At 65.1% G+C, this 23402-nt stretch carries 14 protein-coding genes; 5 read left to right on the forward strand and 9 right to left on the reverse strand.

The genetic code is table 11. The features are described 5' to 3' along the window. Positions 1-429: 429 nt before the first annotated feature. The 8 genes from J2D77_RS02675 to J2D77_RS02710 form a co-directional block, all read right to left on the reverse strand. Positions 430-1200: a PI-PLC domain-containing protein gene (locus tag J2D77_RS02675; RefSeq protein WP_207844723.1), complete on the reverse strand. Its 771-nt coding sequence runs from the start codon at positions 1198-1200 to the stop codon at positions 430-432. Continuing rightward, complete coding sequence (locus J2D77_RS02680) at positions 1187-5734, reverse strand: AAA family ATPase (RefSeq protein WP_207844724.1); 4548 nt, start codon at positions 5732-5734, stop codon at positions 1187-1189. The genes J2D77_RS02675 and J2D77_RS02680 overlap by 14 nt, the downstream gene beginning before the upstream one ends. Before the next feature lie 42 nt (positions 5735-5776). After that, positions 5777-6397 (reverse strand): thioredoxin domain-containing protein, encoded by a 621-nt coding sequence (locus J2D77_RS02685; protein ID WP_207844725.1) that lies wholly within the window; start codon positions 6395-6397, stop codon positions 5777-5779. Between the two features lie 186 nt (positions 6398-6583). Next, positions 6584-7525 (reverse strand): hemolysin family protein, encoded by a 942-nt coding sequence (locus tag J2D77_RS02690; protein WP_207844726.1) that lies wholly within the window; start codon positions 7523-7525, stop codon positions 6584-6586. Next, positions 7522-8061, reverse strand: a complete 540-nt coding sequence (gene ybeY, locus J2D77_RS02695; protein ID WP_207844727.1) for an rRNA maturation RNase YbeY — start codon at positions 8059-8061, stop codon at positions 7522-7524. The genes J2D77_RS02690 and ybeY overlap by 4 nt, the downstream gene beginning before the upstream one ends. Then, positions 8045-9130 carry a PhoH family protein gene (locus J2D77_RS02700; protein WP_230975413.1) on the reverse strand — a complete coding sequence of 362 codons (1086 nt, stop codon included), beginning with the start codon at positions 9128-9130 and terminating at the stop codon, positions 8045-8047. The genes ybeY and J2D77_RS02700 overlap by 17 nt, the downstream gene beginning before the upstream one ends. After that, a complete protein-coding gene (gene miaB, locus J2D77_RS02705) occupies positions 9127-10548 on the reverse strand; it encodes a tRNA (N6-isopentenyl adenosine(37)-C2)-methylthiotransferase MiaB (RefSeq protein WP_207844728.1) in 1422 nt (473 codons plus the stop codon). Before miaB ends, J2D77_RS02700 begins: the two co-directional genes overlap by 4 nt. A gap of 182 nt (positions 10549-10730) precedes the next feature. Beyond that, the gene (locus J2D77_RS02710; protein ID WP_407927074.1) at positions 10731-11750 is read right to left on the reverse strand and encodes a lysophospholipid acyltransferase family protein; all 1020 of its coding nucleotides are present in this window, start codon (positions 11748-11750) and stop codon (positions 10731-10733) included. 549 nt (positions 11751-12299) lie between these two features. On the opposite strand from J2D77_RS02710, the gene J2D77_RS02715 reads away from it, so the two are divergent. Next, positions 12300-14207 carry an autotransporter assembly complex protein TamA gene (locus tag J2D77_RS02715; RefSeq protein ID WP_230975484.1) on the forward strand — a complete coding sequence of 636 codons (1908 nt, stop codon included), beginning with the start codon at positions 12300-12302 and terminating at the stop codon, positions 14205-14207. Next, on the forward strand, positions 14207-18424 hold the full coding sequence (locus tag J2D77_RS02720) for a translocation/assembly module TamB domain-containing protein (protein ID WP_230975414.1): 4218 nt from the start codon (positions 14207-14209) through the stop codon (positions 18422-18424). The genes J2D77_RS02715 and J2D77_RS02720 overlap by 1 nt, the downstream gene beginning before the upstream one ends. Before the next feature lie 26 nt (positions 18425-18450). Here the strand turns inward: J2D77_RS02720 and J2D77_RS02725 are convergent, their stop codons facing one another. Continuing rightward, complete coding sequence (locus tag J2D77_RS02725; RefSeq protein ID WP_207844731.1) at positions 18451-19260, reverse strand: exodeoxyribonuclease III; 810 nt, start codon at positions 19258-19260, stop codon at positions 18451-18453. Between the two features lie 132 nt (positions 19261-19392). On the opposite strand from J2D77_RS02725, the gene J2D77_RS02730 reads away from it, so the two are divergent. From J2D77_RS02730 to pgsA, 3 genes are all read left to right on the forward strand, one after another. Beyond that, on the forward strand, positions 19393-20478 hold the full coding sequence (locus J2D77_RS02730; protein ID WP_207844732.1) for a dipeptidase: 1086 nt from the start codon (positions 19393-19395) through the stop codon (positions 20476-20478). Between the two features lie 277 nt (positions 20479-20755). Then, the gene (uvrC, locus tag J2D77_RS02735) at positions 20756-22669 is read left to right on the forward strand and encodes an excinuclease ABC subunit UvrC (RefSeq protein ID WP_207844733.1); all 1914 of its coding nucleotides are present in this window, start codon (positions 20756-20758) and stop codon (positions 22667-22669) included. A gap of 130 nt (positions 22670-22799) precedes the next feature. Then, complete coding sequence (gene pgsA, locus J2D77_RS02740) at positions 22800-23369, forward strand: CDP-diacylglycerol--glycerol-3-phosphate 3-phosphatidyltransferase (RefSeq protein ID WP_207844734.1); 570 nt, start codon at positions 22800-22802, stop codon at positions 23367-23369. Positions 23370-23402 lie beyond the last annotated feature (33 nt).

Here is a 23402-nt window from a genome sequence, read left to right on the forward strand (position 1 = left end):
CCACGGCCCTGCTCCTGTTCCTTCGGGTTCAGGGGCAGGGCTTTTTTGTGACCGGGCCAATGCACGAATAGCCCCGCGCCAGAGCCGGTGCCCGGTGAAATACAGGTTATGAAAATAGCAAACCTGCCCGGGAAGAAGCAGGAAAATTCATTACTGACAATTTGGGGTATTCGTGCCGCCATTCACCAGACCATCCATTGGGGGTGGAATTAGCGCGTGCCCTGACCGTGCCGGCGCATTGCGCGACACAACGGGTAAAGGGCGAGAAGGCAGGCGGGTTGGACTGATTTTCCCCGCACGGGTCTGCCCATTTCAGGCGCGCTCGCTCGAGGTAGGGGGCAGAACCGGTATAAAACCCCGAACACGACCGCAAAGAAACGCCATGCGTTCTCCCGCATGCCGTGGCTGGCCGGGATTCGGCTGATTTTTTTAACTGTTGCTGTTACGGTGCGGCACGTTGGCCATATGGGCCGGGTCCTGTGTCACCACGATATCCACCGGCCGTTCGGCCAGGAAGTCGGTTTCCGGCCCCTGCGATGTCACGGGGTTTTCGGTAATGATGGCTTCGGCATCGCGGTGGGCAAGGGCAAACAGGCTGGGGGCCGCGGTGGGGGAAAGATACGCGGCATAAGGGTGCCGCCCGGCCATCTTGTGCGCGGCATAGGCCTCGCGCTCGGAATGGATGGGGAAGGCGATCATCACCTTTCTATCGGCCCGCAGCGCGTCTTCCTGGCTTTTGCGGTCGGAGGCGATCAGGATCACACGGTCACGCATATGCGCGGTGCGGATCAGTTCTGTCACACTCTTGGGGTCGGTCTGGTTCAGATCGAGCATCAGCAACGTATGGGCGCGGTAGGCGGAATTGAGAACCGATGCCAGGGTGCTGGCACCCAGTGCACCCACATCGGAACCTACGATAATCTGCCCGTCCGGCTTGGCCGAGACTTCCAGCCGCAGCATGCTGGGCTGGCCATCACCGGCAGGCGGCGCGAAGGCGTCCGGCCCGGTATTGGTCGTACACACGATCAGCCCGTGGTGAATGCGCGCCATAATGCCGTAGGCCTTGGCGTGCTGTATCACCAGCACAGTTCCCGCCACGACACACAGGGTCACGGCCAGAGCGATTTTTTTAAGGCAGCGCCTGCCAAGGGCAGGATGGGTACGGTTTGATATGTCAGCTCCTTCATCAGGATGCGACATTGGGTGCTTCCTTGTCCTTTTGCCCCACCATGGAGGCCGCGCGCGCAAGATCCACCGACAGGACGCGGCTTACACCGCGTTCTTGCATGGTTACGCCAAACAACTGGTCCATATGGGCCATGGTAAGCTGATGATGGGTGACCACCAGAAAACGGGTGCCTGCTTCTGTAACCATATCACCGAGCAGCGCGCTGAACCGGCCGACATTGGCGTCGTCCAGTGGCGCGTCCACTTCGTCAAGTACACATATAGGCGCAGGATTACAGCGAAAGACAGCAAAAATCAAGGACAACGCGGTCAGCGCCTGTTCGCCGCCCGACAGCAGCGACAATGTCGCCAGTTTCTTGCCCGGTGGCTGGGCATAGATTTCCAGCCCGGCTTCCAGCGGGTCGTCGCTGCCCACCAGCCCCAGATGCGCCCGGCCGCCGCCGAACATGCGCGTAAACAGCGACTGGAAATGCTGGTCCACCTGGGTGAACACGGCCATCAGCCGTTCACGCCCTTCCTTGTTCAGCCCGCCGATGGAGCCGCGCAGCCTTGCGATTCCCGCTTCAAGATCGGCCATTTCGCTGGCCAGTGTCTGCGCCTGGGTGGAGGCTTCCTGCGCTTCCAGTTCCGCGCGCAGGTTGACGGGGCCCATATCGTCGCGCTCACGCGTCAGGCGCCCGATCTTGCGGCGCAGGCTACTTTCGGCGGCTTCCGTCAGGTCTGAGGATGGCGGGCGGGCAGGGGCGGGGCTTTCGGCCAGAAGCTGGTCCAGAATGGCGCGGGCCTGTTCGCTCTTGCTTTCTGCCTTCAGCACGGCCTCACGCGCGGTGGCCAGTTCGCCATCCGCCTTGCGCCGCTGCTCGTTGGCGGCGGCCAATGCGCTTTCTCCCGCATTGCGGGCCGCATCGGCCTGCGCATGCTGCTGTTCGGCCTCGGCCAGGGCTTGCAGCATTTCGCGCTTTTCGCGCTCGGCCGTGGCGGGCATATGGGCGAGGGAGTCGTGTTCGGCGCGCGCGGTTTCCAGCCGCAGGCCTGCATCCTGCATTTCCGTTGCTGCCGTATCCGCCCGGGTGGCCCATTCCCCCATGGCGGTGGCCACCGTGTCCTGGCGGCTGGCCAGGGTGGTGGACTGGGCCTGCAAGCCCATCTTGTGTTCGCGCGCGGTGTCGAGTGCAGCACTGCATTGCGTGCGTTTGTGGCGCAGGGCGTCGAGTTGTTCCTGCGCATCGGCGGGCAGCGCGCTGGCGGCATTGTCCCACGCGGCCGTTGCTTCGGCCAGCAGGGTCTCGCTTTCCGCCAGTTGGGCCTGCAGGTCATGCAGGCGGGGGGTCAGGCCTTCCAGGCGGCTGCGCACGCCCAGCGCTTCGTCCTGCACCTGCTGGTTATGGCGGGTTGCGGCTTCGGCATCCTGGCGGGTGCGCCGCACGGCTTCCTCCGCCGCCTGAAGTGCGGTCTGGGCTGCCGATAATGCGGCCTGGGCATCCTGCAAGGCCAGTTCGGCCTGTTGGGCGGCCTGGGCACTGGCCAGGCGCTGTTCAAGCTCGGCCGCCATAGTCTTTTCAGCGTCCAGGATCTGGCGCAGGCGTTCGCGTTCGGGGGTCAGCGTATCCAGTCGTGTGGTGGCGGAAGCGTGTTGCTGCTCCGCCTGCGTGACCCGTTCGCGCACCCCGCTCATGGCCACCTGGGCCTGCTTGAGCTGGTTATGGGCGTCGCGCTGCGTGGTTTCGGCGCTGGTATTGCGCGCGCGCGCCGCCTCCAGCGCGGCCTGCGCCGCATCGACCGAGGGCAGCGCCGCAAGGGCTTCTGTCGCGCGGTCCAGCGCCGCCTGGGCTTCGGCCTTGGCCGCCACGGCTCTTTCATGCTGGGGCAGCGTGGTGTCCAGCCGTGCGCGGGATGCGGCAAAGCGGCGCTCAAGCCCGGTTTCATGCGCCCGGGCCTGTTGCAGCAGCACTTCTACTGCATCACGTCGGCTCCGCAGGGTTTCGATATGCTGTTCGGCATTCCCCACGGCCTGCGTTGCCTGGGCAAGTGCGTGCTCGTAGGTCGGGGCTTCGTCCTGCAGGGACTGGATACGCGCGCGGGTTTCGCGCAGCACGCGGCGCTGGGCCAGCTTGCGGGCGGCCGGGCTTGCCCCACCCGCATGGGCGTAAAAACCGTCCCACCGCCAGATATCGCCGCTGCGCGAGACAAGAATCTGCCCGGGGGCAAGCGCCTTCTGCAAGCCTGTGCCATCGGCTTGCGCGGGCAGCAGGCCGGTAAACGCCAGAACCCGGTCCAGCGCCGGAGGGGCGCTGACCACCGCTGACAGGGGCAGCACGCCTTCGGGCCAGGTTGGGATAGTGCCTGTAGCCAGTTGGCGCCAGCCGCGTGCCGCGTTCTCGCTTGCCGGGGCATCCAGCCCGTCCGCCAAGGCGCTGGCCAGGGCGGTTTCGTACTCTTCCGCCACCGTGATGTGGACCGAGACCGGATCGTCAGCCGCGGTGTCTTCCGCCCCCAGTGCGTGGTCCAGCCCTTCGGCTTGGGCTTGCAGGCGGGTCAGTTCCGTCTGGACGGCGTTTTGCCGGGCGGTGGCCTCCTGTAAGCTGACCCGGCTGGCCGACAGGGTTCCCTGCGTCTGTTCCAGTGCCTGCCCGATTTCGGCCAGGGCATTTTCCTGCGCCACGCGATCGGCGCGGGCCTGCTCCAGCACCGCGCCATCCATGGCTTCCGCCCTGGCCTGGGCCAGTTCCTCCGCCAGGGTGGTTTCTTCCTGCTCGGCGCGGTGCAGGGCGGCCTGGGCTACGCGCAGGGCTTCGGCCGTGCTGCGCTGGCGGGCCTGTGCTTCCTGCGCCGTGCGGCTGGCTTCGGCAAAGGCCGTGCTGGCCAGCAGGCGTTCGTGTTCCGCCTGGTCCAGCGCTTGGGTCAGGCGTTGCAGGTTTTGGGCGGCGTTTGCCTCTTCCTCCCGCAGGGCCAGCATGGCGGTCTGGTCCACCAGGGCACCCTGGGCTTGCGCGTGGCGTTTGTCGGCCTGTTCGAGTTCTTGGGTCAGCGTCGCCACGCGCTGGCGGGCCTGGTTCAGGGCCTGGCGCTGCTCGTTCTGGGCGGTGCGTGCGGCCTCGGCGGTATTCTGGGCAATCGTAAGTTCGGCCTGGCACTGGGCACGCAGGCGCTCGGCACTTTCCAGCGTGGCGCGGGCGGTTTCGGCTTCCAGCGTCCGGGCCTCGGCCGCCTGCCGCGCGGTCTCGATCGCCTCGGGCGTTGGCAGGCGCGCGCTAAGTGTAGCCAGTTCCTCCTCAGCCGCCGCCAGGGCGCTGGTTGCGCGTTCATGCCGCAGGCGGGCGGCTTGCAGGCTTTCGGCCGCGCGGTCCTTGCGTTCCCGCGCGGTGGCGATGGTCTGGGTCTGGTCGGCCAGCGCGCGTTCGATCTGCTCCAGCTCGGTGCTCAGCGCATCCTGCTGCGCGCCGGCATCGCGCAGGCGCTGGGGCAGATTGGCGAGGGAGTCCTCGATCTCGGCCTGCTCGGCCTTCAGCCGTTCAAGGGCTGTCTGTGCATCCGCAAGGCGGGTTTGTGCGGCCTGGGCGTCGGCTTCGTGCTGGGCCAGGCGTTTTGCCGCGTCCTGGGCCTGGGTGGTGGCGCGTTCTTCTTCCCGCGCCAGGCTTTCGGCCAGAATACGGCAGCGCTCCAGTGCCGTGCGGGCGGCATCGGCCTTTTCGCGCAGGGCGGGCAGGGCCTTGGTCGCCTCGAATTCAGCGACCACAGCATCTTCCGCCGCCGCTTCATGGGCGCTCAGCCCGCTGCGGGCCTGCGCGGCCTGTGCATGTGCGCGTTCCACCGCCAGGCGCGCACGCGCGTGCAGCAGGGCCAGCAGTTCGACTTCCGCTTCACGCAAGGCGGCCGACAGTTCGCGGTAGCGCGTGGCCTCGCGCGACTGTTCGGCCAACGCCCCCAGCCGGTCGGTCAGTTGCAGGCGCCGGTCTTCGGCGCGGGTCAGGTTGGTTTCAGTCGCGCGCAGTTTCAGTTCGGCTTCATGCCGGCGGGCATGCAGGCCGGTAATGCCAGCGGCCTCTTCCAGAATGGTGCGGCGTTCTTCAGGCCGTGCGCCCACCAGCATGGCCACACGCCCCTGGCTGACCATGGCCGAGGACCGCGCGCCGGAGGCCAGGTCGGCAAACAGGGTCTGCACATCGCGCGCGCGGGCCGGCCGGCCGTTGATGCGGTAGTCGCTACCCGCACCCCGTTCGGCCCTGCGGCTGATCTGGAGTTCGTCGAGATCGGCGACGTTGGCCGGGCCAAAGCCTTTGGTGCCTTCAAGCGTAATGGTGACTTCGGCCAGCGATCGGGCAGGGCGCCCGGTCGTTCCCGCAAAGATCAGGTCGTCCATTTCGCCGCCGCGCAGGGACCGGGCGGAGGATTCGCCCATGACCCAGCGCAGGGCTTCGACAACATTGGATTTGCCGCACCCGTTCGGACCGACAATGCCTGTCAGGCCCGGGAGAATTTCTACCGTTACGGGGTCCGCGAAGCTTTTGAAGCCCGCAATACGAAGGCGGGCGAAACGGACGGTCATGCAGGGGACACAGTTCGGGCGTTACAGGATACGTGCCGAAACCTAAGCGGCCTTGGCCAGATTCTTGACGAATTCGTCATAGGAAATGGCACTGGACACCTGGACCTTGTCGTTGAAGCGGAAAGTAGGCGTGGAATCGAATCCGTACTGGGTCTGGGCCTGGTTCTGCTCGTTCAGGATAAACTGCATGAGCTGCTGGTCCGCTATGGCTTTTTCAAAGACATCGCCCGGCATGCCCGCAAAGGCCGCCATGTTCTTGAGTTCGTCATGCGGGTTGCCTTCGCGGTTGAAGGCCCAGCGGTCCTGGCTGGCCAGCAGGGACGAACAGAATGCCTCGTACCGGTCTATGGGCAGCGTGCGGGCCACCATGGCTGCGACCGTGGCCAACTGGTCGGTCGGGAAGTCGTGGAACACGTAGCGGATCTTGCCGGTATCGATCAGGTCCTTCTTGACCTGCGGATAGGTGTTTTCAGCAAAATGCGCGCAGTGGACACAGGTAAGGGAGAACCATTCCTCCACCACGATCTTGGCAGTCGGGCTGCCGACTTCGCGCGGGGTAAAACGCGCATCGGCCGTCGGGGCCGCCGTCGCGCTACGCTGAACAGCCTGGGCGGTCAGGACCGCACCCGCGGTAACAAGGAACGAACGGCGTGAAAAAGACATGGAAACCAAGCCTTCCTGACAAGTTGACACGATGCACGGCCATTCCCCCAGCCCGGCGAGCATGCTCCCGTGGGGGGAGCCCTGGGGGCGGCCTGCAAAGAAGACAGCCATGACGGCAGAAAAGCCGGGCGTCAACCCATACTTGGCCGCCGGATTGGCCGCCCGGGACTTTTCAGGCCGTGGGGGTCAGGCGGTGGGGCTCGGTGCGGGCCCGTTCGGTGTGCCGTCTTCGGCCTGGGGGTTCAGGCGGCGCACCCGCACGCGGCGGATATGCCGTGCATCCGCATCCAGCACGCGGAACAGGAAGCCGTTTTCATGGGTCAGCACTTCCCCCCGGGTGGGGACATGCCCTGCCATGCGGAACACCAGCCCGCCTATGGTCTCGATCTCGGCTTCCTTTTCGCTGTCGGTCAGAATCGGGCCGATCTGGCTTTCGAATTCCTCGACCGGGCAGCGGGCATCGACATCGAACGACCCGTCCTGACGCGGAGTGATCAGGATTGCCGCGGGTTCGTCATGTTCGTCGGAAATATCGCCCACAATGGTTTCGATCAGGTCCTCGATGGTGACCAGCCCGTCTATGCCGCCATATTCGTCAATGACCAGGGCAAGGTGCATCTGGCGCTGGCGCATTTGCAGCAGAAGGTCGAGCACGGGAACCTGCGGGGCGATCAGCAAGGGCTGGCGCAGCAGGGGTTCGAGATTGAACGCCTCGCTGGTGCCCACATAGGCGATCAGATCCTTGACGTGGATCATGCCCACAATATCGTCAAGCTGGTCGCGGTAGACCGGCATGCGCGAATGGTTTTCGCGCCGCATCATGGCCAGGGCTTCATCCAGGCTGATGGAAACCGGCATGGCCACGATATCGGCCCGTGGCACCATGACATCGTCGGCGGAGATGTTGCGCAGGCGCAGCACGTTGGCGATCAGCACGCGTTCCTGGCGGTCCAGTTCGGGCTGCTCGCCGTTCGGTGCGACATTGGCCTCGTCCGCCGCCTGCTGCACCAGGGCTGCGATGGAACTGCGCAGATCGGCAGGCTGCTTGCGGCGGTGGAAGAAGGAAAACAGCCCGCGGCTGGCCTGTTCCGGCCGGTCGGCGGGGGATGTGGTGTCTGATCCGCTCATGCGTGGGGCTTCCACGGGTTGGGCACGCCCAGCCGGCTGAGCAGGCGGGCTTCCAGCATTTCCATCTCGCAGGCTTCACCCGGATGATGGTGGTCGTATCCCGCCAGATGCAGGCTGCCATGAACGACCAGATGGGCCAGGTGATTTGCCACGGGCCTGCCGGCGCGGCGCGCTTCGCGCAGCACGGTTTCGAGTGCGAGAATGATATCGCCCCCCTCATAGCCGGGCGGCGGATCGAATGTCAGCACGTTGGTGGGTTTGTTGCGGCCCCTGTGGCGCGCATTCAGCCTGCGCACCTCCCGGTCCGTGGCCAGAACCACGGTGCCGGGCAGGCCGCCATATTCGGTGCAGGCGGCCAGGGCGCGCCACACTATTTTTTCGGGGTCGTGCACGTGGCAGCGCCAGCCGCGATCCCGAACGAGAATTTCGGGGGCGTCGGGCTGCCCTTGGGGCACCAGGGTCACCGAAAGAGGGCTGTCTTCCGGGCCTGCCACATCCTGTTTGCGAATGTGGCCAGTACTACTTGGCGGTTCCATTGTTCTCCTGACGGCCCCTGTTGCGGGGGGTTCCCGTGCTGGCCGTCGTTTTCGCATCATAAGCTTCAATAATGCGGGCGACCAGCCTGTGCCGGACAACATCCGCCGCATTGAAACGCGAAATGGTGACACCCTTGATGTTTTCAAGGGTTTCGACGGCATCGCGCAGGCCCGACGTGGTGCCTTCGGGCAGGTCGATCTGGGTCAGGTCGCCCGTCACCACCATGCGCGAGCCCGGGCCAAGCCGGGTCAGGAACATTTTCATCTGCGCGATGGTGGTGTTCTGGGCTTCGTCCAGAATCACGAAGGCGTGCGAGAGCGTGCGCCCGCGCATGAAGGCAAGGGGGGCGACTTCGATATCGCCCGCGGCCATGCGCCGTATGACCTGATCGCCGGGCAGCATGTCGTACAGCGCATCGTAAAGCGGGCGCAGGTACGGGTCGATCTTGTCTTTCATGTCACCGGGCAGGAAGCCCAGCCGTTCGCCCGCTTCCACCGCCGGGCGGGAGAGTATGATCCGGTCGATCGATCCCGCCTGCAACATGGCCACCGCCTGGGCTACGGCCAGATAGGTCTTGCCCGTGCCCGCCGGGCCCACGCCAAAGACCAGTTCCTTGCGGGCCAGGGCCTTCATGTAGTCCGCCTGCCCGGGGGAGCGGGGTTCGATCGTGCCGTGGCGGGTGCGGATGGTGGGCAGGTCCGTATCCCCCATGACCGATGGCGCGGGCTGGCCTGCGGTGGCGGCGGGGGTGTTCTTGCCTTCATGCGCTCGGGACATACGGATTGCCGCCTCTATGGTGCTGATGTCTACAACCTCGCCCGCCGCCAGTTTCTGGTACAGCGCGCTCAGGGCCGTGCGCGCCAGTGACGCCAGTGCGGGAACGCCGCGGATGGAAATGCGGTTGCCGCGACGGGCCACCTCGACATCCAGCCCTTCTTCCACAAAGCGCAGATGCTTGTCGTGGTCGCCCACCAGCCGCGCGAGAAGGGTGTTGTCTTCGAACTGGAGGGTCAGGAACCCTGGCAGCCCACCGGGTTCCGACCGAAAAGGTGCGCGCGATGTGTTCAAGCGTAGACCTTCCTTTCTTCCAGAACGCCTCCCAGGGAGTTGGTCAGGCGTTCAGTGACATGCACGCACAGTTCCTGGCCGATCAGGCTTTCGGGACCAGTCACGTGGATAGGTTGCAACCATGGTGAACGCCCGGTGATCTGGCCGGGTTTGCGCCCGCGTGATGTAAAAAGCACGGGCACGCTGCGGCCCACCAGCGTGGCGTTGAACGCGTCCTGCTGGGTGCGCAGCAGGTGCTGGAGGGCTTGCAGCCGCGCGTCCTTCACATCCTCGGGCACCTGCATGCCAGCACCTGCGGCGGGCGTGCCCGGGCGGGGGGAGTATTTGAAGGAATAGGCCAGAGCGAAGCCGATATCGCGCACGAGCTGCATCGTGGCCTCGAAATCCTCGTCCGTTTCTCCCGGATGGCCGACAATGAAGTCGGATGACAGGGCCATGTCGGGCCGGGCCTCGCGCAGCCTGCGCACGATATCACGGTATTCGTCGGCCGTGTGGCCCCGGTTCATGGCGCGCAGGATCCGGTCCGAACCGGACTGGACCGGCAGGTGCAGGAACGGCATGAGCTGGGGCAGGTCGCGATGGGCTGCAATCAGCGCGCCGTCCATGTCGCGCGGGTGGGATGTCGTGTAGCGGATACGCGACAGGCCGGGAATTTCGGCCAGCGCATAGGCCAGCTTTGCAAGGTTCCAGATCGTCCCGTCAGGGCCTTCGCCGTGATAGGCGTTCACGTTCTGGCCCAGCAGGCTGATATCGCGCACGCCCGATGCGGCCATCCGCCGTGCTTCCGCCAGGACGGAGGTGACATTGCGGCTGCTTTCTGCCCCGCGCGTATAGGGCACCACGCAGAACGAGCAGAACTTGTCGCACCCTTCCTGGATGGTCAGGAACGCGGTGTAATTGCCCGGCGTCTGCGGCGCCTGCGTATCGGGCAGGAAGTCGAATTTCTGTTCGGCGGGGAAGTCGGTCTCGATCACCGCGCCACCGGCACGGGCCGCGCGCGCCACCATTTCGGGCAGGCGGTGATAGGTCTGCGGCCCCAGCACGATATCCACATAAGGGGCGCGGGCCAGGATTTCCTGCCCTTCGGCCTGGGCCACGCAGCCCGCCACGGCAATGATCGTGTTCTGCCCGCAGGCCTTGCGCGCTTCCTTGACCAGACGCAGCCGCCCCAGTTCCGAAAAGACCTTCTCCGCCGCGCGGTCGCGGATATGACAGGTGTTGAGAATGATCATGTCGGCGTTGTCGGGTGCGTCCACCGGCTGGTAGCCAAGCGGGCGCAGCACGTCGCCCATCCGCGCACTGTCGTACACATTCATCTGGCAGCCCCAGGTAATAACGTGCAGGCCACGGGCGGGCTGGGTCTGTGCAGGGGTGGGGGTGGTCATGATGGCGGGCGCTCCACTGGGCCGCAGGCCCATTCCGTGCGGCAGGAGGAGCAGATCGGGTGTGTAAAGGCGCAGGTCAAGTTTCTTTTCTCACAATCGCGCGGATTGCGGGATGGAAACCGGGTGGTGAACACATGCCGATACCGGACAGGGGCTGGACCTCCATGACCTTGGGTGGCCCAGCGTGGGGGAAGGGCTCCCCTGTTCTGAACCGCCTACCGTAATGAAGAAAAAAACGTGGCCACCCTGTCAAGTAGGGCTTTCGCTTTTCTCACCCGGGGCGGTAGGAAAGACACAGGCAAAGTCGCGGGGTCGAAGCGGCCGGGCTGGATGCTGGGCGTGCGGTTCTGGCGCAGTTCCGCGGCCCCCTGCGCCACGGCTTTCCATGTGGCCTGGGCCAGCGCCTTGCGGCTGGGGAACAGGTCGGGGTCCAGCGGGTCATGAAGCACCACCGTCGCGCGCGAATGTTTCCATTGCAGCAGCGCCCATACGTGCGGGCCAAGATCCATGTCGCCGTACCATGAAAAGACCGGCCGCCGGAACCGCCCGATCGGCAGGCCCTCAAGCTGGTCATACACAAGGGAGACAGGCTGGATCAGCGGTGTCATGCCGGAGTCGTAGGTTATGGGCAGTACGCTTTTGCCGTTTTCGTCCTTCAGTTTGGGCAGTTTGGCGATGGCGAAAAAGGCGGACATGAACGGCAGCACGCGTGAGCCGTCCGAAGATGTGCCTTCGGGGAACAGGACCAGGTTGTCCCCTTCCACCATGCGGCGGATCATCTCGTCACGCTCGCGCCCGGTGGTGCTGCGCTGGCGGCTGACGAAAATGGTGCGCCCGATCTGCGAGATCAGGCCCATGACCGGCCATTTCTCGATATCGCCCTTGGCGACAAAGACCGATGGCAGCAGCGTGCCCAGCACGGGCACGTCCAGCCATGACATATGGTTGGACACGTAGATGACGGGCCGTTCCCCCCGCTTGCGCGCGGCCAGGCCGCCGACCGTGCCCGTGCGTTCCCCCACCACCCTGATCCGCAGGCCCAGGATCTTGCACAGCACGCCCCAGATCACGCGCGTCCAGCGAATCTTGACCGTGCCGGGCACGAGCAGCAGGCACGCTTCGAACCCCACGGAAAGCGGCACCCACACGACCAGCGCGCCAAGCCGGAACGCCGCGCGTGCCGCCTGAATGCGGCGGAAAAACCCGTCCGCCCAGGGCATGGGGGATAACGGCATGGGGGACAGGGGTTCGGGGTCTGCTGTGCCCGAAAGCCGGTCCTGCCCGCTATCGGGGCTGGTGCGGGTCATGGTCTTGTTGCTGCCAGCCGCGTGTCTGCCAGACAAAGGCCGCCGGTCGCTTCGCGGGAAAAACACACAAACATGTGCCCCCATACCGCGAACCGGGGGTGGCGGACAATCCATACCGCGCAATAAGACGCCGTGTGGCGTATTGGCGGGCATGCGGGCCCAGCCCTTTTCGGGGTGGAATGCCAGTACCCTGTTGCGACACAGCGGGTGGCAGGGCGTTGGAACGGGCGGGTCGGGTGGCGGAAAATCCCACCCCCGGCTTGTGTCGCCGGTTCTGGATATACGCGCCAGCCTGTGTGGAATATCGGCTTTTTCGCGCTGTACCGTATTTTGGTCATGGTATGGTAGTAACCAGCGCAATACTCTGGCACCACCACGGGCGGGAAGGCGTAAAGACTGGTTTATGCGGCAAATGATAGACGACGCGCAGTGACCGAACTGAAAAAAACTCTTCTCGATGTGGTGTCCGGCCGGGTCATGGTCGCGACGAATCGTATTCTGGCCGGGGTCGTGCTGTGGGGGGTGACCACGCAGGGCGGCTGGGCGGCCGATCCGCAGGCCTATACCGCAACCCAGATCAAGACGGGGGAGGCCGATCTGGACACGGCTGTCGGGGCCTCGTCCGATCTGCTGGCCCTTCAGGCAACCCATGCCGTGGGCCCGTTCGCGCTGGCCGGGCGCGTGCGCAGTGATTACGAGCGCGTGCGCACGGCGCTGGAAAGCTGCGGCTACTATGCGGGGGTCGTGCATATTACCCTGCACCAGCTCGACGGCGGGAACGGCATCAGGATGGACGGCCAGTCGGAAGCCCTGGCCAACTGGATCGCCGCCGTGCCGGCGGGGCAGAAGATCGTGGCCGAAATCTCCGTTGAAAAAGGCCCGCTTTTCCACCTCGGCTCGATCCGGCTGGTGGATCAGGCAACCCACGCGCCCCCTGTCCTGAATGCGGCGCAGACCAAGGCATTCGGCCTTGTCCCCGGGCAGCCTGCCGTGGCCCAGGCGGTGCTGGGGGCGGGTGGGCAGTTGCTCGACGCGCTCAAGGAAAGCGGGCATGCCCTGGCCCGGGTGGAAAAACCCACCGCCTATCTCAGGCCGCAGACCCGTACGCTGGATATCGTATACCCCGTGACGCCGGGCCCTGTGCTCGATATCGGCACGATCAGCCTGGACGGGTTGCGCCGTGTGCACGGCTCGTTCATCCGCCGGCGGCTGATGGTCAGCACCGGACAGTTGTACCAGCCGTCGAAAATCGAATCCGCCCGCCAGGACCTGACGGATCTGGGCGTTTTCTCCAATGTGACGGTCAAGGATGCGTCCGATACGGCGGTGGGGGGCACCATGCCGCTGAAATTCACCTTCCAGGAAAGCAAGCGCCGCGCCGTGGGGGCGGAGCTGGGCTATTCAACCGACCTGGGTGCGCGTGTGGGTGCGAACTGGACCCATTACAATCTTCTGGGCAATGCCGAGCGGCTGCGCCTGACTGCCCTTGTCACCGGTCTGGGCGGGTCGGCCCAGCAGGGATTGGGCTACGATGTCTATGCGGATTTTTTCAAACCCGATTTTCTTGAGCGCAACCAGAACCTGAGCACCCGTATCGAGGGCCTGCGCCAGCTTTTCTGGTCGTACCGCCAGACCGCGTTGCTGCTGCGCGGCGGTGTCACACGCCCGATTGCAAAAAACTGGAACGGCAATTTCGGGCTGTCGGCCGAACAGGAAAAAATCGAACAGTTCGGCGTGACGCGCGATTACACGATTATCGGCGCACCCCTGGCCGCCACATATGACAACACGGGCGTCGGCAATCCGGTGGAGCCCGCCCTGCACGGGGTGCGCGCCAGTATCAACATCATGCCTTCCGTATCCTTGGGCGACAAGGGAACGGGCACCTCGTTCTTTGCCATCATGAATGCCTCCGCCTCGACCTATTTCGACCTGCATCACCTGCGTATCAGCCGGCCCGGGCGCAGTATCCTGGCGTTTCGCGCAACGGTAGGCAGTATCCAGGGGGCCGGCACGTGGGATATTCCCCCTGACCAGCGCATGTATGCCGGTGGGAGTGCTACCGTGCGTGGCTTTCGCTGGCAGGGCGTGGGGCCGCAATACGGCAATACGCGCTATGCCATAGGCGGCACGTCGGTGGATGCCGCATCGGTGGAATATCGCCAAAGACTGTTCCGCAGTTTCGGCATGGCCCTGTTTGCCGATGCCGGGCAGGTGGGCAGTTCTTCCGTGCCATTGACCGGGACCGTGCGCGTGGGCGCAGGGGGCGGGGTGCGGTACTACACGCCCATCGGCCCGGTGCGGCTCGATGTGGCCGTGCCGCTTAACCGCGCGCCCTACGGCGATAAATGGGATCTTTATATCGGGCTGGGGGAATCGTTCTGATGCCGCGACACGATCAGACATCCCAACCCGTGCCCGGCACCGGGCGGTGGCGCCGCGCGCTGCGTTTCGTGCTTGTCGCGGTGGCGGCCCTTGCGGTCGTGGTGGGGCTGGCGCTGGCCGGGCTGCTGGTGGGGGCCAATACCGGCCCGGGCCGGCGTTTTCTGGTGCGCCAGACCGCAGGACTGACCGGCGGCACGGTGGTGATCGAGGGGTTGTCGGGCCGTTTTCCCGACAGGTTCGCCCTGGCCCGGCTGGATATAAAGGATACGCAGGGCGTATGGCTGAGCCTGCATGACATCCGGCTGGACTGGTCCCCCCTGGCCCTGCTTGGGCGCACGGCGCGGATCAACGCTTTCACGGCGGCGGAACTGGACATGGCGCGCCTGCCCGTATCCAGCCAGCCTGCAAAGCCGGCATCCAGCCAGGGGTCGTCGTCCTCGCTCAGGCTGGGGGTGGATATCCGCCAACTGGCGGTGCAGCGGATCAATGTGGGGGCCCCCATCGCGGGGCAGGCCGCCAGTTTTTCCGTCTCGGGCCACGGGCGGATCAGCAATATCGACCCGGTTCTGAACGGGCTGAGCCTGCCATCCCTGCCGCGCTCGGATATTGCGCTGGCCGTGCAAAGGCTGGACAAGGCGGGCCAGATCACCTTGCAGACGGCAACGGGCAAGGGCACGCTGGCCCTGCATCTGGACGCGGGTGAGGGGGCAGACGGGTTTTTGGCATCCCGCCTGAACATGCCGCAACTGGCCCCCCTGGCGTTGCGGCTGGATATCAAGGGCCCCATTGCCGCCTCTGCCCTGGACTTCAATGCCAAGGCAGGCAGTGTCACGGCCCATGCGGCAGGGGTTCTGGACCTGCCCGCCAACAGGCTGGCCCGCCTGGATGCCGGGCTGGACGCGCCTGAACTGGCCCTGACACCCGATATCCATTGGAAATCCGTGCATCTGCTCGCCCATCTGGCCGGGCAGATGGCGGCCCCGCGCGGCACTGCCGATCTGGACGTGTCCCAGCTTGCGGCGGCCGGGGTCGATATCGGCACGCTGAACGCGCATTTCAGCGGGGAGGGCGGGAATGCTCCCGCCGCCGAACTGCTGCATCTGGTGCTGAGTGCCGATGGCCTGCGCCTGCCGGGCAAGGCACCCACGCTGCTTGCCGCAGCCCCCCTAGTGCTTGATGCGCGCCTGTCCCCCCAGGCCCAGGGGGCTCCGCTTGATATCACGCTCAGCCATCCCGTTGCGGGGCTGAGCGGCACGGTGCGGACCCAGGCCCCCCAGCAGGGCACGCTCGCGCTGAAACTGCCCGACCTGCTGCCGGTCGGGGAGGCGGTGGGCGTTGCCCTGCGTGGCCAGGGCGCCATGACGGTGCATTTCCAGCGCCCGACCGATCCGGCAGGGGCCACGCAACTGGGGGCCGATGGCACGGTATCGCTAACCGGCGGGCAGGCCCAGGCGGTCGGCCTGATCGGAACCGAAGGGCGCTTTGCCACCACGGCCGCGATCACGCCGCTGGCAGCCCAGGGTGCGACGGCCGCCGGCCAGCGCATCGATATCAGCAGCCTTACCGTTGACGGGCGTGCCCTGCATCTCAAGACCCAGGGGCGTCTGAGCACCGGGCGGGACATGGATCTTTCGCTTTCCCTGGCCCTGCCGGATCTGGCGGGGGTTCTGCCGTCGCTGCGCGGGCCGCTTGATCTGGCTGTAACGGCTAAGGGGCCGATGCAGGATTTCGCGGCCAATGTGCATGCCCAGGGCAGCCCGGGGACGGCAACCATGCCGCAGGGGGAACTGGTGCTGGATGCGTCGGCCCAGCACCTGCCCGGCGCTCCGCAGGGCACGCTGGACCTGCACGGCATGCTGGATCGCAAACCGCTGAAGCTGGCGGCCACGTTCAGCCAGAATGCGCAGGGCGAGCGCGCATTGGCGCTGACGGAACTGTCCTGGAACAGTGTGCAGGGCCATGCCGCCCTGACCCAGCATGCGGGCGAGATCGTGCCGCTGGGCACGCTGGACCTGACCATTGCCCGCCTGGCGGATCTGCGCTCCCTGCTGGGCCAGCCGATCAGCGGGACGGTTGCGGCTTCGGTGCGTACGGAGCAGGCCGACAGCGTGCCGGTGGTCAGCCTCAAGCTTGACGGTAACGTGGCCCTGCCTGCGGTGCGTATCGGCAGCCTGGCGCTGGCGGGCACGGTGCGCGATCCCGCAGCCCACCCCGATGCGGACCTGGCCTTGCGGCTGGGCGGGGTGGATGCCTACGGCGTCAAGGGCCAGGCGCGGCTTGGCGCCAAAGGGCCCGAGAACGCCATGGCGCTAAGCATGCAGGTGGGCCCGGCCAACTGGTCCGGCAGCCCGCTGGCGCTGGATGCGGCAGCCCTGCTGGACCTGCCCGCCAAGCAGGCGCGCGTGCAGAAACTGACCGCCACCGCGAAGGAGGAAACCCTGCGCCTGCTGGCCCCCGCCCTGCTCTCTTTCGGGGATACAATGGGTGTGGACCGCCTGCGCGCCACGCTTGGCGTGCAGGGCAGCGCGCCCGCCACGCTGGACGTAAGCGGACATATCAAACCCAGCCTGGCGGTTACGGCGGATGTGCAGAATGTCACGCCTGCTTTGGCACGCCCGTTCGTGCCCGGGCTTGCGGCACAGGGTGTTGTTACCGCGTCGGCCAGGCTTTCGGGCACGCTGGCCCACCCGGCGGGCACTGTGCAGCTTACGGGCCGTGGCCTGCGCATGAGCGGGACTTCAGCCGCCGCATCGGTTCCCGCCCTGACGCTTGACGCCACGGCCGCGCTGAACGGCACGACAGCGAAAATACAGGCCCAGGCCAATGGCGGGCCCAAGCTTGCCCTGCAGGTCAACGGCACGGCCCCCCTGGGCGGCAGCGGTGCGCTGAACATGCGGGCCGGTGGGCATCTTGACCTGAGCATCGGCAATGGCGTGCTGGGTGTGCAGGCCAGGCAGGCTGCCGGCCAGGCGCAGATGGACGTGCTGGTGGCAGGTACGCTGGCGGCCCCGATCGTGACCGGGACAGTCGACCTGCACGATGCCGATTTTCAGGATTTTGCCGCAGGGGTGCATCTGGCGCAGATCAATGGCCGCGTGGTGGGCGAACGCGATCGGCTGGTCATCCAGAACCTGACCGCCAAGGCGGGTGAAGGCAGCGTGGGGGTAACCGGATATGTCGGTGTTTTCACGCCCGGCCTGCCGGTGGACCTGCATTTGCAGGCGCGCGGGGCGCGGCCCGTTTCCAGCGACCTTCTGACCGCCCTGCTCAATGCGGATGTGACCGTAACCGGCCAGGCCAGCACCCGCATGGATGTCGCGGGCACGATCGACCTGACCCAGGTCGATATCAATATCCCCAACTCGCTGCCGACCTCGGTCGCAAGGCTTGATGTCATCAGGCCGGGCGATGAAAAGAAGAAAGAGGAAGAAGCCCGGGCCGCCAGCACGCATGCCGCTGTTGTGGGCCTGAAACTGCGGGTGACATCGCCGGGCAAGTTTTTCGTGCGCGGGCATGGGCTCGACGCCGAAATGGCGGGCCGGCTGCTGGTTGGGGGCGCCGCACAGGCCCCGCAGATCAGCGGCGGGTTCGACCTCAAGCGCGGGAACTTCAACCTGGCGGGGATTTCGCTCAACTTCACCAAGGGGCGGGTGGCCTTCACCGGTTCGGGTGTGGACCACCAGCTTGACCCGACCCTGGATTTCGAAGCCGATCGCGTCGTCAATGGCCAGACGGCCATGCTCCGGGTTGGTGGTTATGCCAGTGCGCCGCGCATTACCTTCGAATCCCTGCCACCCTTGCCGCAGGACCAGGTTCTGGCGATGCTGATTTTCGGCACCGATGCCCACTCCCTGTCCTCTACCCAGATGGTCGAGATCGGCACGGCGGTGGCTACACTCACCGGCCTGACGCCGTTCGACCCCATGGGCACGTTGCGCAAGACCCTGCATCTGGACAGGCTGGCCATCAGCGGCGGGTCCGGCGTGGGGAATGGCGGCACCAGCGTGGAGGCCGGCAAATACGTGATGAAAGGCGTGTATGTCGGGGCCAAGCAGGCCACGTCCGGTTCGGGTACGCAGGCCCAGGTGCAGGTGGACCTGACCCGCCAGCTCAAGCTGAACACCACCGTGGGCACGGGCGGCACCGTAACCGGCTTTACAACCCCCGAAAACGACCCCGGCAGCAGCGTGGGCCTGCTATGGCAGTATCGTTACTGATGCCCGGGCCGTCTTGAAGCAGTCGCTCAGGGCGGGGACAGGTCGAGCATGACCGGCACATGATCGGAGGGAGAGGCCCAGTCGCGCGCTTCGCGGATGACCATCATGCCTGAAAGTTCGGGCACCAGGTCGGGTGTCACCCAGATATGGTCGAGCCTGCGGCCCCGGTCGGATTTCTGCCAGTCGCGGTTGCGGTAGGACCACCAAGTGTAAAGTTTTTCCTCGGGCGGGACAAAGTGGCGCATGGCGTCCACAAAGCCGGTGTCGAGCAGCCGCCCCAGGCGCTGGGTTTCGGGCGGGGTGTGGCTGACGATCTTGAGCAGTTGCTTGTGGCTCCACACATCGTGTTCGAGCGGGGCGATGTTGAGATCGCCCACCAGCACGGTGCGGGCAGAACTGCGCGCGCTGAACCAGTCGGTTATTTCATCCACGAAGGCGAGCTTGTGCGCGAATTTGGGGTTGATGTCGGGATCGGGTTCATCGCCCCCGGCGGGAATGTAGAAATCATGCACTTCCACGCTGCCTTGCGGGGTATGGACCATGGCCGCGACATGGCGGCAATCTTCCTTGTCGCACCAGTCGGGCATGTCGGGCAGGGGCTCAAGCGGATGGCGTGACAGGATGGCAACGCCATTATACCCCTTCATGCCCCTGTAATGCAGGTGCTCATAGCCCAGTTCGCGCAGGGCCTCGGCCGGAAAGAGCGGGTCGGGAACCTTGGTTTCCTGCAGGCATACCACGTCGGGCAGGAGGTGCGTGGTCAATTTTTCCAGCAACGGCAGGCGCAGCCGGAGTGAGTTGATGTTCCAGGTCACAAGTCGCATGGCTTCGGGCATGGCGCATCGGGGTTTGCAGGGCAAGCAAAAAGCGCGGATAACACAAAGGCGGGCATTCACGATGCTTGCAGTATGGACCCAGGCTTTGGGCCGTTTCCTTGCAATTTCAGCCAGCAGGGCCATTTTTCAGGCATGACATCTTCGACCCCCGCCTTTGTGGCGCAATCCCGCCTTGAACCGGCCACCCCAGCGCCGCAGGATGCGCAGGCCCTGCATCGCAGCCTGTTCACGCTCGACAGCCATATCGATATTCCCTGGCCGGACCAGGACGATGCCTTCACCCTGACAACGGGCCGGCATGTGGACCTGCCGAAAATGCAGCGTGGCGGCATGTCGGCTGGCTGCTTCGTGGCCTATATCGGCCAGGGGCCCACCACGGCGGAAGGACACGTCCAGGCCCAGCAGCAATGCCTTGAGATGCTGGACGCCATCAACCGCATGCAGGGAGAGCGCAACGGAGTGAAAGCCCGCGTCTGCGCCACGGTGGCCGAAATCGAAGCGGCCCACGCCGCGGGGGCGATCGCGGTTATTCCCGCCGTGGAGAACGGTTACGGCATGGGGGAGGACGTGGCCATGCTGGCGCAGTTCCGTGCCCGGGGGGCCCGTTACGTGACCCTGACCCATAACGGGCACAACGCCCTGGCGGATGCCGCCATCCACCGCCCCAGCCTGGGGGACAGCCCGCACAGACATGGCGGCCTGTCAGCCCTGGGGCGTGAGGCGGTGGGCGAAATGAACAGGCTTGGCCTGCTGGTGGATGTCTCCCACGCGGCAAAAAGCAGCATGCTGGCGGCGGTGGAGGCTTCGGCAACGCCGGTAGTGGCAACGCATTCCTGCGTGCGGGCCCTGTGCGATCATCCGCGCAACCTGGATGATGAGCAACTGGATGCGCTTGGGGCCAGCGGCGGCGTGATCCAGATCACGGCCATGCCGGCTTTTCTCAAGCCCAAGCCAGAAGAAGGCAAGCGCACGGCTGGCGTTACCGATTTCGTGGACCATATCGATTATGTGGTGCGCCGGATCGGGGTGGAGCATGTGGGCATTTCCTCCGACTTCGATGGCGGGGGGGCGCTGGCCGACTGGCAGGATGCGACACAGGGCGTGAACCTGACGGCGGAGCTTTTGCGCCGGGGTTATGACAAAAGCGAAATTGCGGCGTTCTGGGGCGGGAATTTCCTGCGTCTGCTGGGACAGGCCGAACGCGTGGCGCAAAGCTGAAACCGCGCGTCGGGAGAGAGAAGAGAACATGCAAAATTTGTCCACTTCTCTCTTGACTCCCTCTATTTTTCACAAAAAGTTCAAAAACGGCTTTCCCGAGGAATGGGGATTTAGAAGAAAATCTTTTTAAATCAGAACATTAGTTCTTATGCTTAAAAAATGAGCATTCCGTTGAAAGAACCGAAAATCTGCGGTTTGTGCTGAGTCCGCCCCAGATGTTCCACAGAGTTATCCACACAAACGGTGGATGAAAACCGGAGCCTTAAAAGAGCGCCTGATGACAACTGAATATTCTGCAACGGGCATGGCCCCCACCACGCAGGATCAGCCCCTTCCGGCACCCGTCAGGGGTGTGGATGCGATCCGCCATGCGTTGCAAACCATGCCGCTTTCACCGGGCGTGTACCGCATGCTGGGGCAGAAGGGGGAGGTGCTGTACGTCGGCAAGGCGCTTTCGCTGAAAAAACGGGTGACGTCCTACACGCAGGTCGCGCGCCTGCCCGAACGGCTGCGGCGCATGGTGTCGGAAACCGTGGCGATGGAGATCGTCACCACCCATACCGAGGCCGAGGCCCTGCTGCTTGAGGCCAATTACATCAAGCGCATGAAGCCGCGCTTCAACATCCTGCTGCGCGACGACAAGAGCTATCCGTGGATGATGCTGACCGACGGCCATCCCTTTCCCCAGATTGCCAAGCACCGGGGCAAGGCCGAAAAAGGGGCTTCGCTGTGGGGGCCGTTTGCCTCGGCCTGGGCGGTCAACCAGACGCTGAACCTGATCCAGCGCGTCTTTCTGCTGCGTTCGTGCACGGATGCGGTGTTCAACAGCCGCAGCAGGCCGTGCCTGCTCTACCAGATCAAGCGCTGTTCCGGCCCCTGCGTGGACCGGATCGACCAGGCATCCTACGCCCATCTGGTGGAACAGGCGCGCGACTTCCTGTCCGGCAAGGACACGGCCCTGCGCGACACGCTGGGCCGTGAAATGAACGAGGCGGCCGAAGCGCTTGATTTTGAACGCGCTGCCGTCCTGCGCGACCGGATCAGGGCGCTGGCCCAGATGCAGGAATCCAGCGTGATCAACCCCGCCTCGCTCCAGGATGCGGATGTGATGGGGTTCTGGCAGGAAGGCGGGCAGGTCTGTATCCAGGTGTTCTTCATTCGCGGCGGCCGCAACAATGGCAGCCGCTCGTTTTTCCCCGCCCATACGCAGGACGAAGCGCCCGGCGATATCCTGGGTGCGTTCATCGCGCAGTTCTACGATGACAAGCCCATTCCTGCGCAGATCCTGGTCAATCTCGACCTGCCCGAACAGGCTTTGCTGGCAGAAGCGCTGAGCCTGCACAAAGGCCGCAAGGTCGAGATCCTGAACCCCCAGCGCGGGGAGAAAAAACACGTGCTGGACCATGCCGTCACCAATGCGCGCGATGCGCTCAAGCGCCGGCTGGCGGAAACGGCGGGGCAGGCGCGCCTGCTTGAAGGCGTGGCGCAGGTGCTGGGGCTCGACAACCCGCCCGAACGGATCGAGGTCTACGATAACAGCCATATCCAGGGGGCCCATGCGTATGGCGTGATGATCGTTGCCGGGGCCGAAGGCTTCAACCGCAAGGCCTACCGCAAGTTCCGCATCAAGGGCCCGGTCACCCCGGGCGATGATTTTGCCATGATGCGCGAAGTGCTGGAACGCCGGTTCGGCCGTGCCCTGAAGGAGGCGGAGGAGGGCGATACCTCGAACTGGCCCGACGTGCTGCTGATCGATGGTGGTGCTGGCCAGTATTCGGCGGTGCGCGGCGTGCTGGACGATCTGGGGGTGAGCGGGGTCAAGCTGGTGGGCATTGCCAAGGGCCCCGACCGCGACGCGGGACGGGAATGGTTCCACACGGGCGAGGGTGAGCCGTTCCAGCTCGATATGCGCGACCCGGTCCTGTACTATCTCCAGCGCCTGCGGGACGAGGCCCATCGTTTCGCCATCACCACCCACCGCGCGGGCCGGTCGAAAACGCTCGTCACCTCCGAACTGGACGACATTCCCGGCGTGGGGCCCGCACGCAAGAAAATGCTGCTCAACACCTTCGGTTCGGCGCGCGCGGTCAAGCAGGCGGGGCTGGGGGAACTGGAAGCGGCACCGGGCATAAGCCACGAAATGGCGCGCGCGATCTACGGGCACTTCCACCCCGACTGGACGGCGGAATGAGAATGCACCCATGCCCGGTTGCGCATCGGCGCGGGAATGGAGCGGAATTATGAAATTAAGAAAAAACTGACAGGTTTGCGATAGGACTAGCCATTCCAGCCAGCGGGGAAATGCGCTACCATTGCATACGATGTTGACAGACCTGCCAAATGTCCTGACCTTGTCGCGTATCGTGGCAATTCCCATTGTGGTGGGGTTTGCCGCCTGCGGCACGCCCCTGGCCGACGCCACGGCCTGCCTGCTGTTCATTCTCGCGGGTATTACGGATTATTTCGACGGCAAGCTGGCGCGTTCGCGCCATCAGCTTTCCGATTTCGGGCGCATGTTCGACTCGATTGCCGACAAGCTTCTGGTGGGGGCCTGCCTTATGGTGCTGGCCGGTTACACGCGCCTGCCTTACCAGAGCCTGTGGCCCGCCATCGTCATTCTCTGCCGCGAAATCCTTGTTTCGGGCATGCGCGAATACCTGGCCGAACGGCACGCCATGCTGCCGGTGACACGGCTTGCCAAATGGAAAACCGGTTTTCAGATGACGGCCATCGGCTTCCTGCTCGCGGGGGATGGCACGGGGGTGCTTTTGGGGGCACCCTGGCTGCATGTGGCCCTGATAGGGGCCGTTCTGCTATGGATCGCAGCCGTCCTGACCCTGATTACCGGCTGGGATTATCTGACCACGGGTTTGCGCCATGTGGACCTGTAGGGGCGTCCTGCCCGGGTAATGCGTCCCTGATCG

It is taken from the genome of Acetobacter garciniae (genome assembly GCF_017377735.1).
GTDB classification, from domain to species: domain Bacteria; phylum Pseudomonadota; class Alphaproteobacteria; order Acetobacterales; family Acetobacteraceae; genus Acetobacter; species Acetobacter garciniae.

Bases quoted from the DNA above. Each gene is read 5' to 3' on its own strand.
- J2D77_RS02675 (WP_207844723.1), bottom strand. From the start codon at position 1,200: ATGTCGCATCCTGATGAAGGAGCTGACATATCAAACCGTACCCATCCT.
- J2D77_RS02680 (WP_207844724.1), bottom strand. From the start codon at position 5,734: ATGACCGTCCGTTTCGCCCGCCTTCGTATTGCGGGCTTCAAAAGCTTC.
- J2D77_RS02685 (WP_207844725.1), bottom strand. From the start codon at position 6,397: ATGTCTTTTTCACGCCGTTCGTTCCTTGTTACCGCGGGTGCGGTCCTG.
- J2D77_RS02690 (WP_207844726.1), bottom strand. From the start codon at position 7,525: ATGAGCGGATCAGACACCACATCCCCCGCCGACCGGCCGGAACAGGCC.
- ybeY (WP_207844727.1), bottom strand. From the start codon at position 8,061: ATGGAACCGCCAAGTAGTACTGGCCACATTCGCAAACAGGATGTGGCA.
- miaB (WP_207844728.1), bottom strand. From the start codon at position 10,548: ATGGGCCTGCGGCCCAGTGGAGCGCCCGCCATCATGACCACCCCCACC.
- J2D77_RS02710 (WP_407927074.1), bottom strand. From the start codon at position 11,750: ATGCCGTTATCCCCCATGCCCTGGGCGGACGGGTTTTTCCGCCGCATT.
- J2D77_RS02715 (WP_230975484.1), top strand. From the start codon at position 12,300: ATGGTCGCGACGAATCGTATTCTGGCCGGGGTCGTGCTGTGGGGGGTG.
- J2D77_RS02720 (WP_230975414.1), top strand. From the start codon at position 14,207: ATGCCGCGACACGATCAGACATCCCAACCCGTGCCCGGCACCGGGCGG.
- J2D77_RS02725 (WP_207844731.1), bottom strand. From the start codon at position 19,260: ATGCCCGAAGCCATGCGACTTGTGACCTGGAACATCAACTCACTCCGG.
- J2D77_RS02730 (WP_207844732.1), top strand. From the start codon at position 19,393: ATGACATCTTCGACCCCCGCCTTTGTGGCGCAATCCCGCCTTGAACCG.
- uvrC (WP_207844733.1), top strand. From the start codon at position 20,756: ATGACAACTGAATATTCTGCAACGGGCATGGCCCCCACCACGCAGGAT.
- pgsA (WP_207844734.1), top strand. From the start codon at position 22,800: ATGTTGACAGACCTGCCAAATGTCCTGACCTTGTCGCGTATCGTGGCA.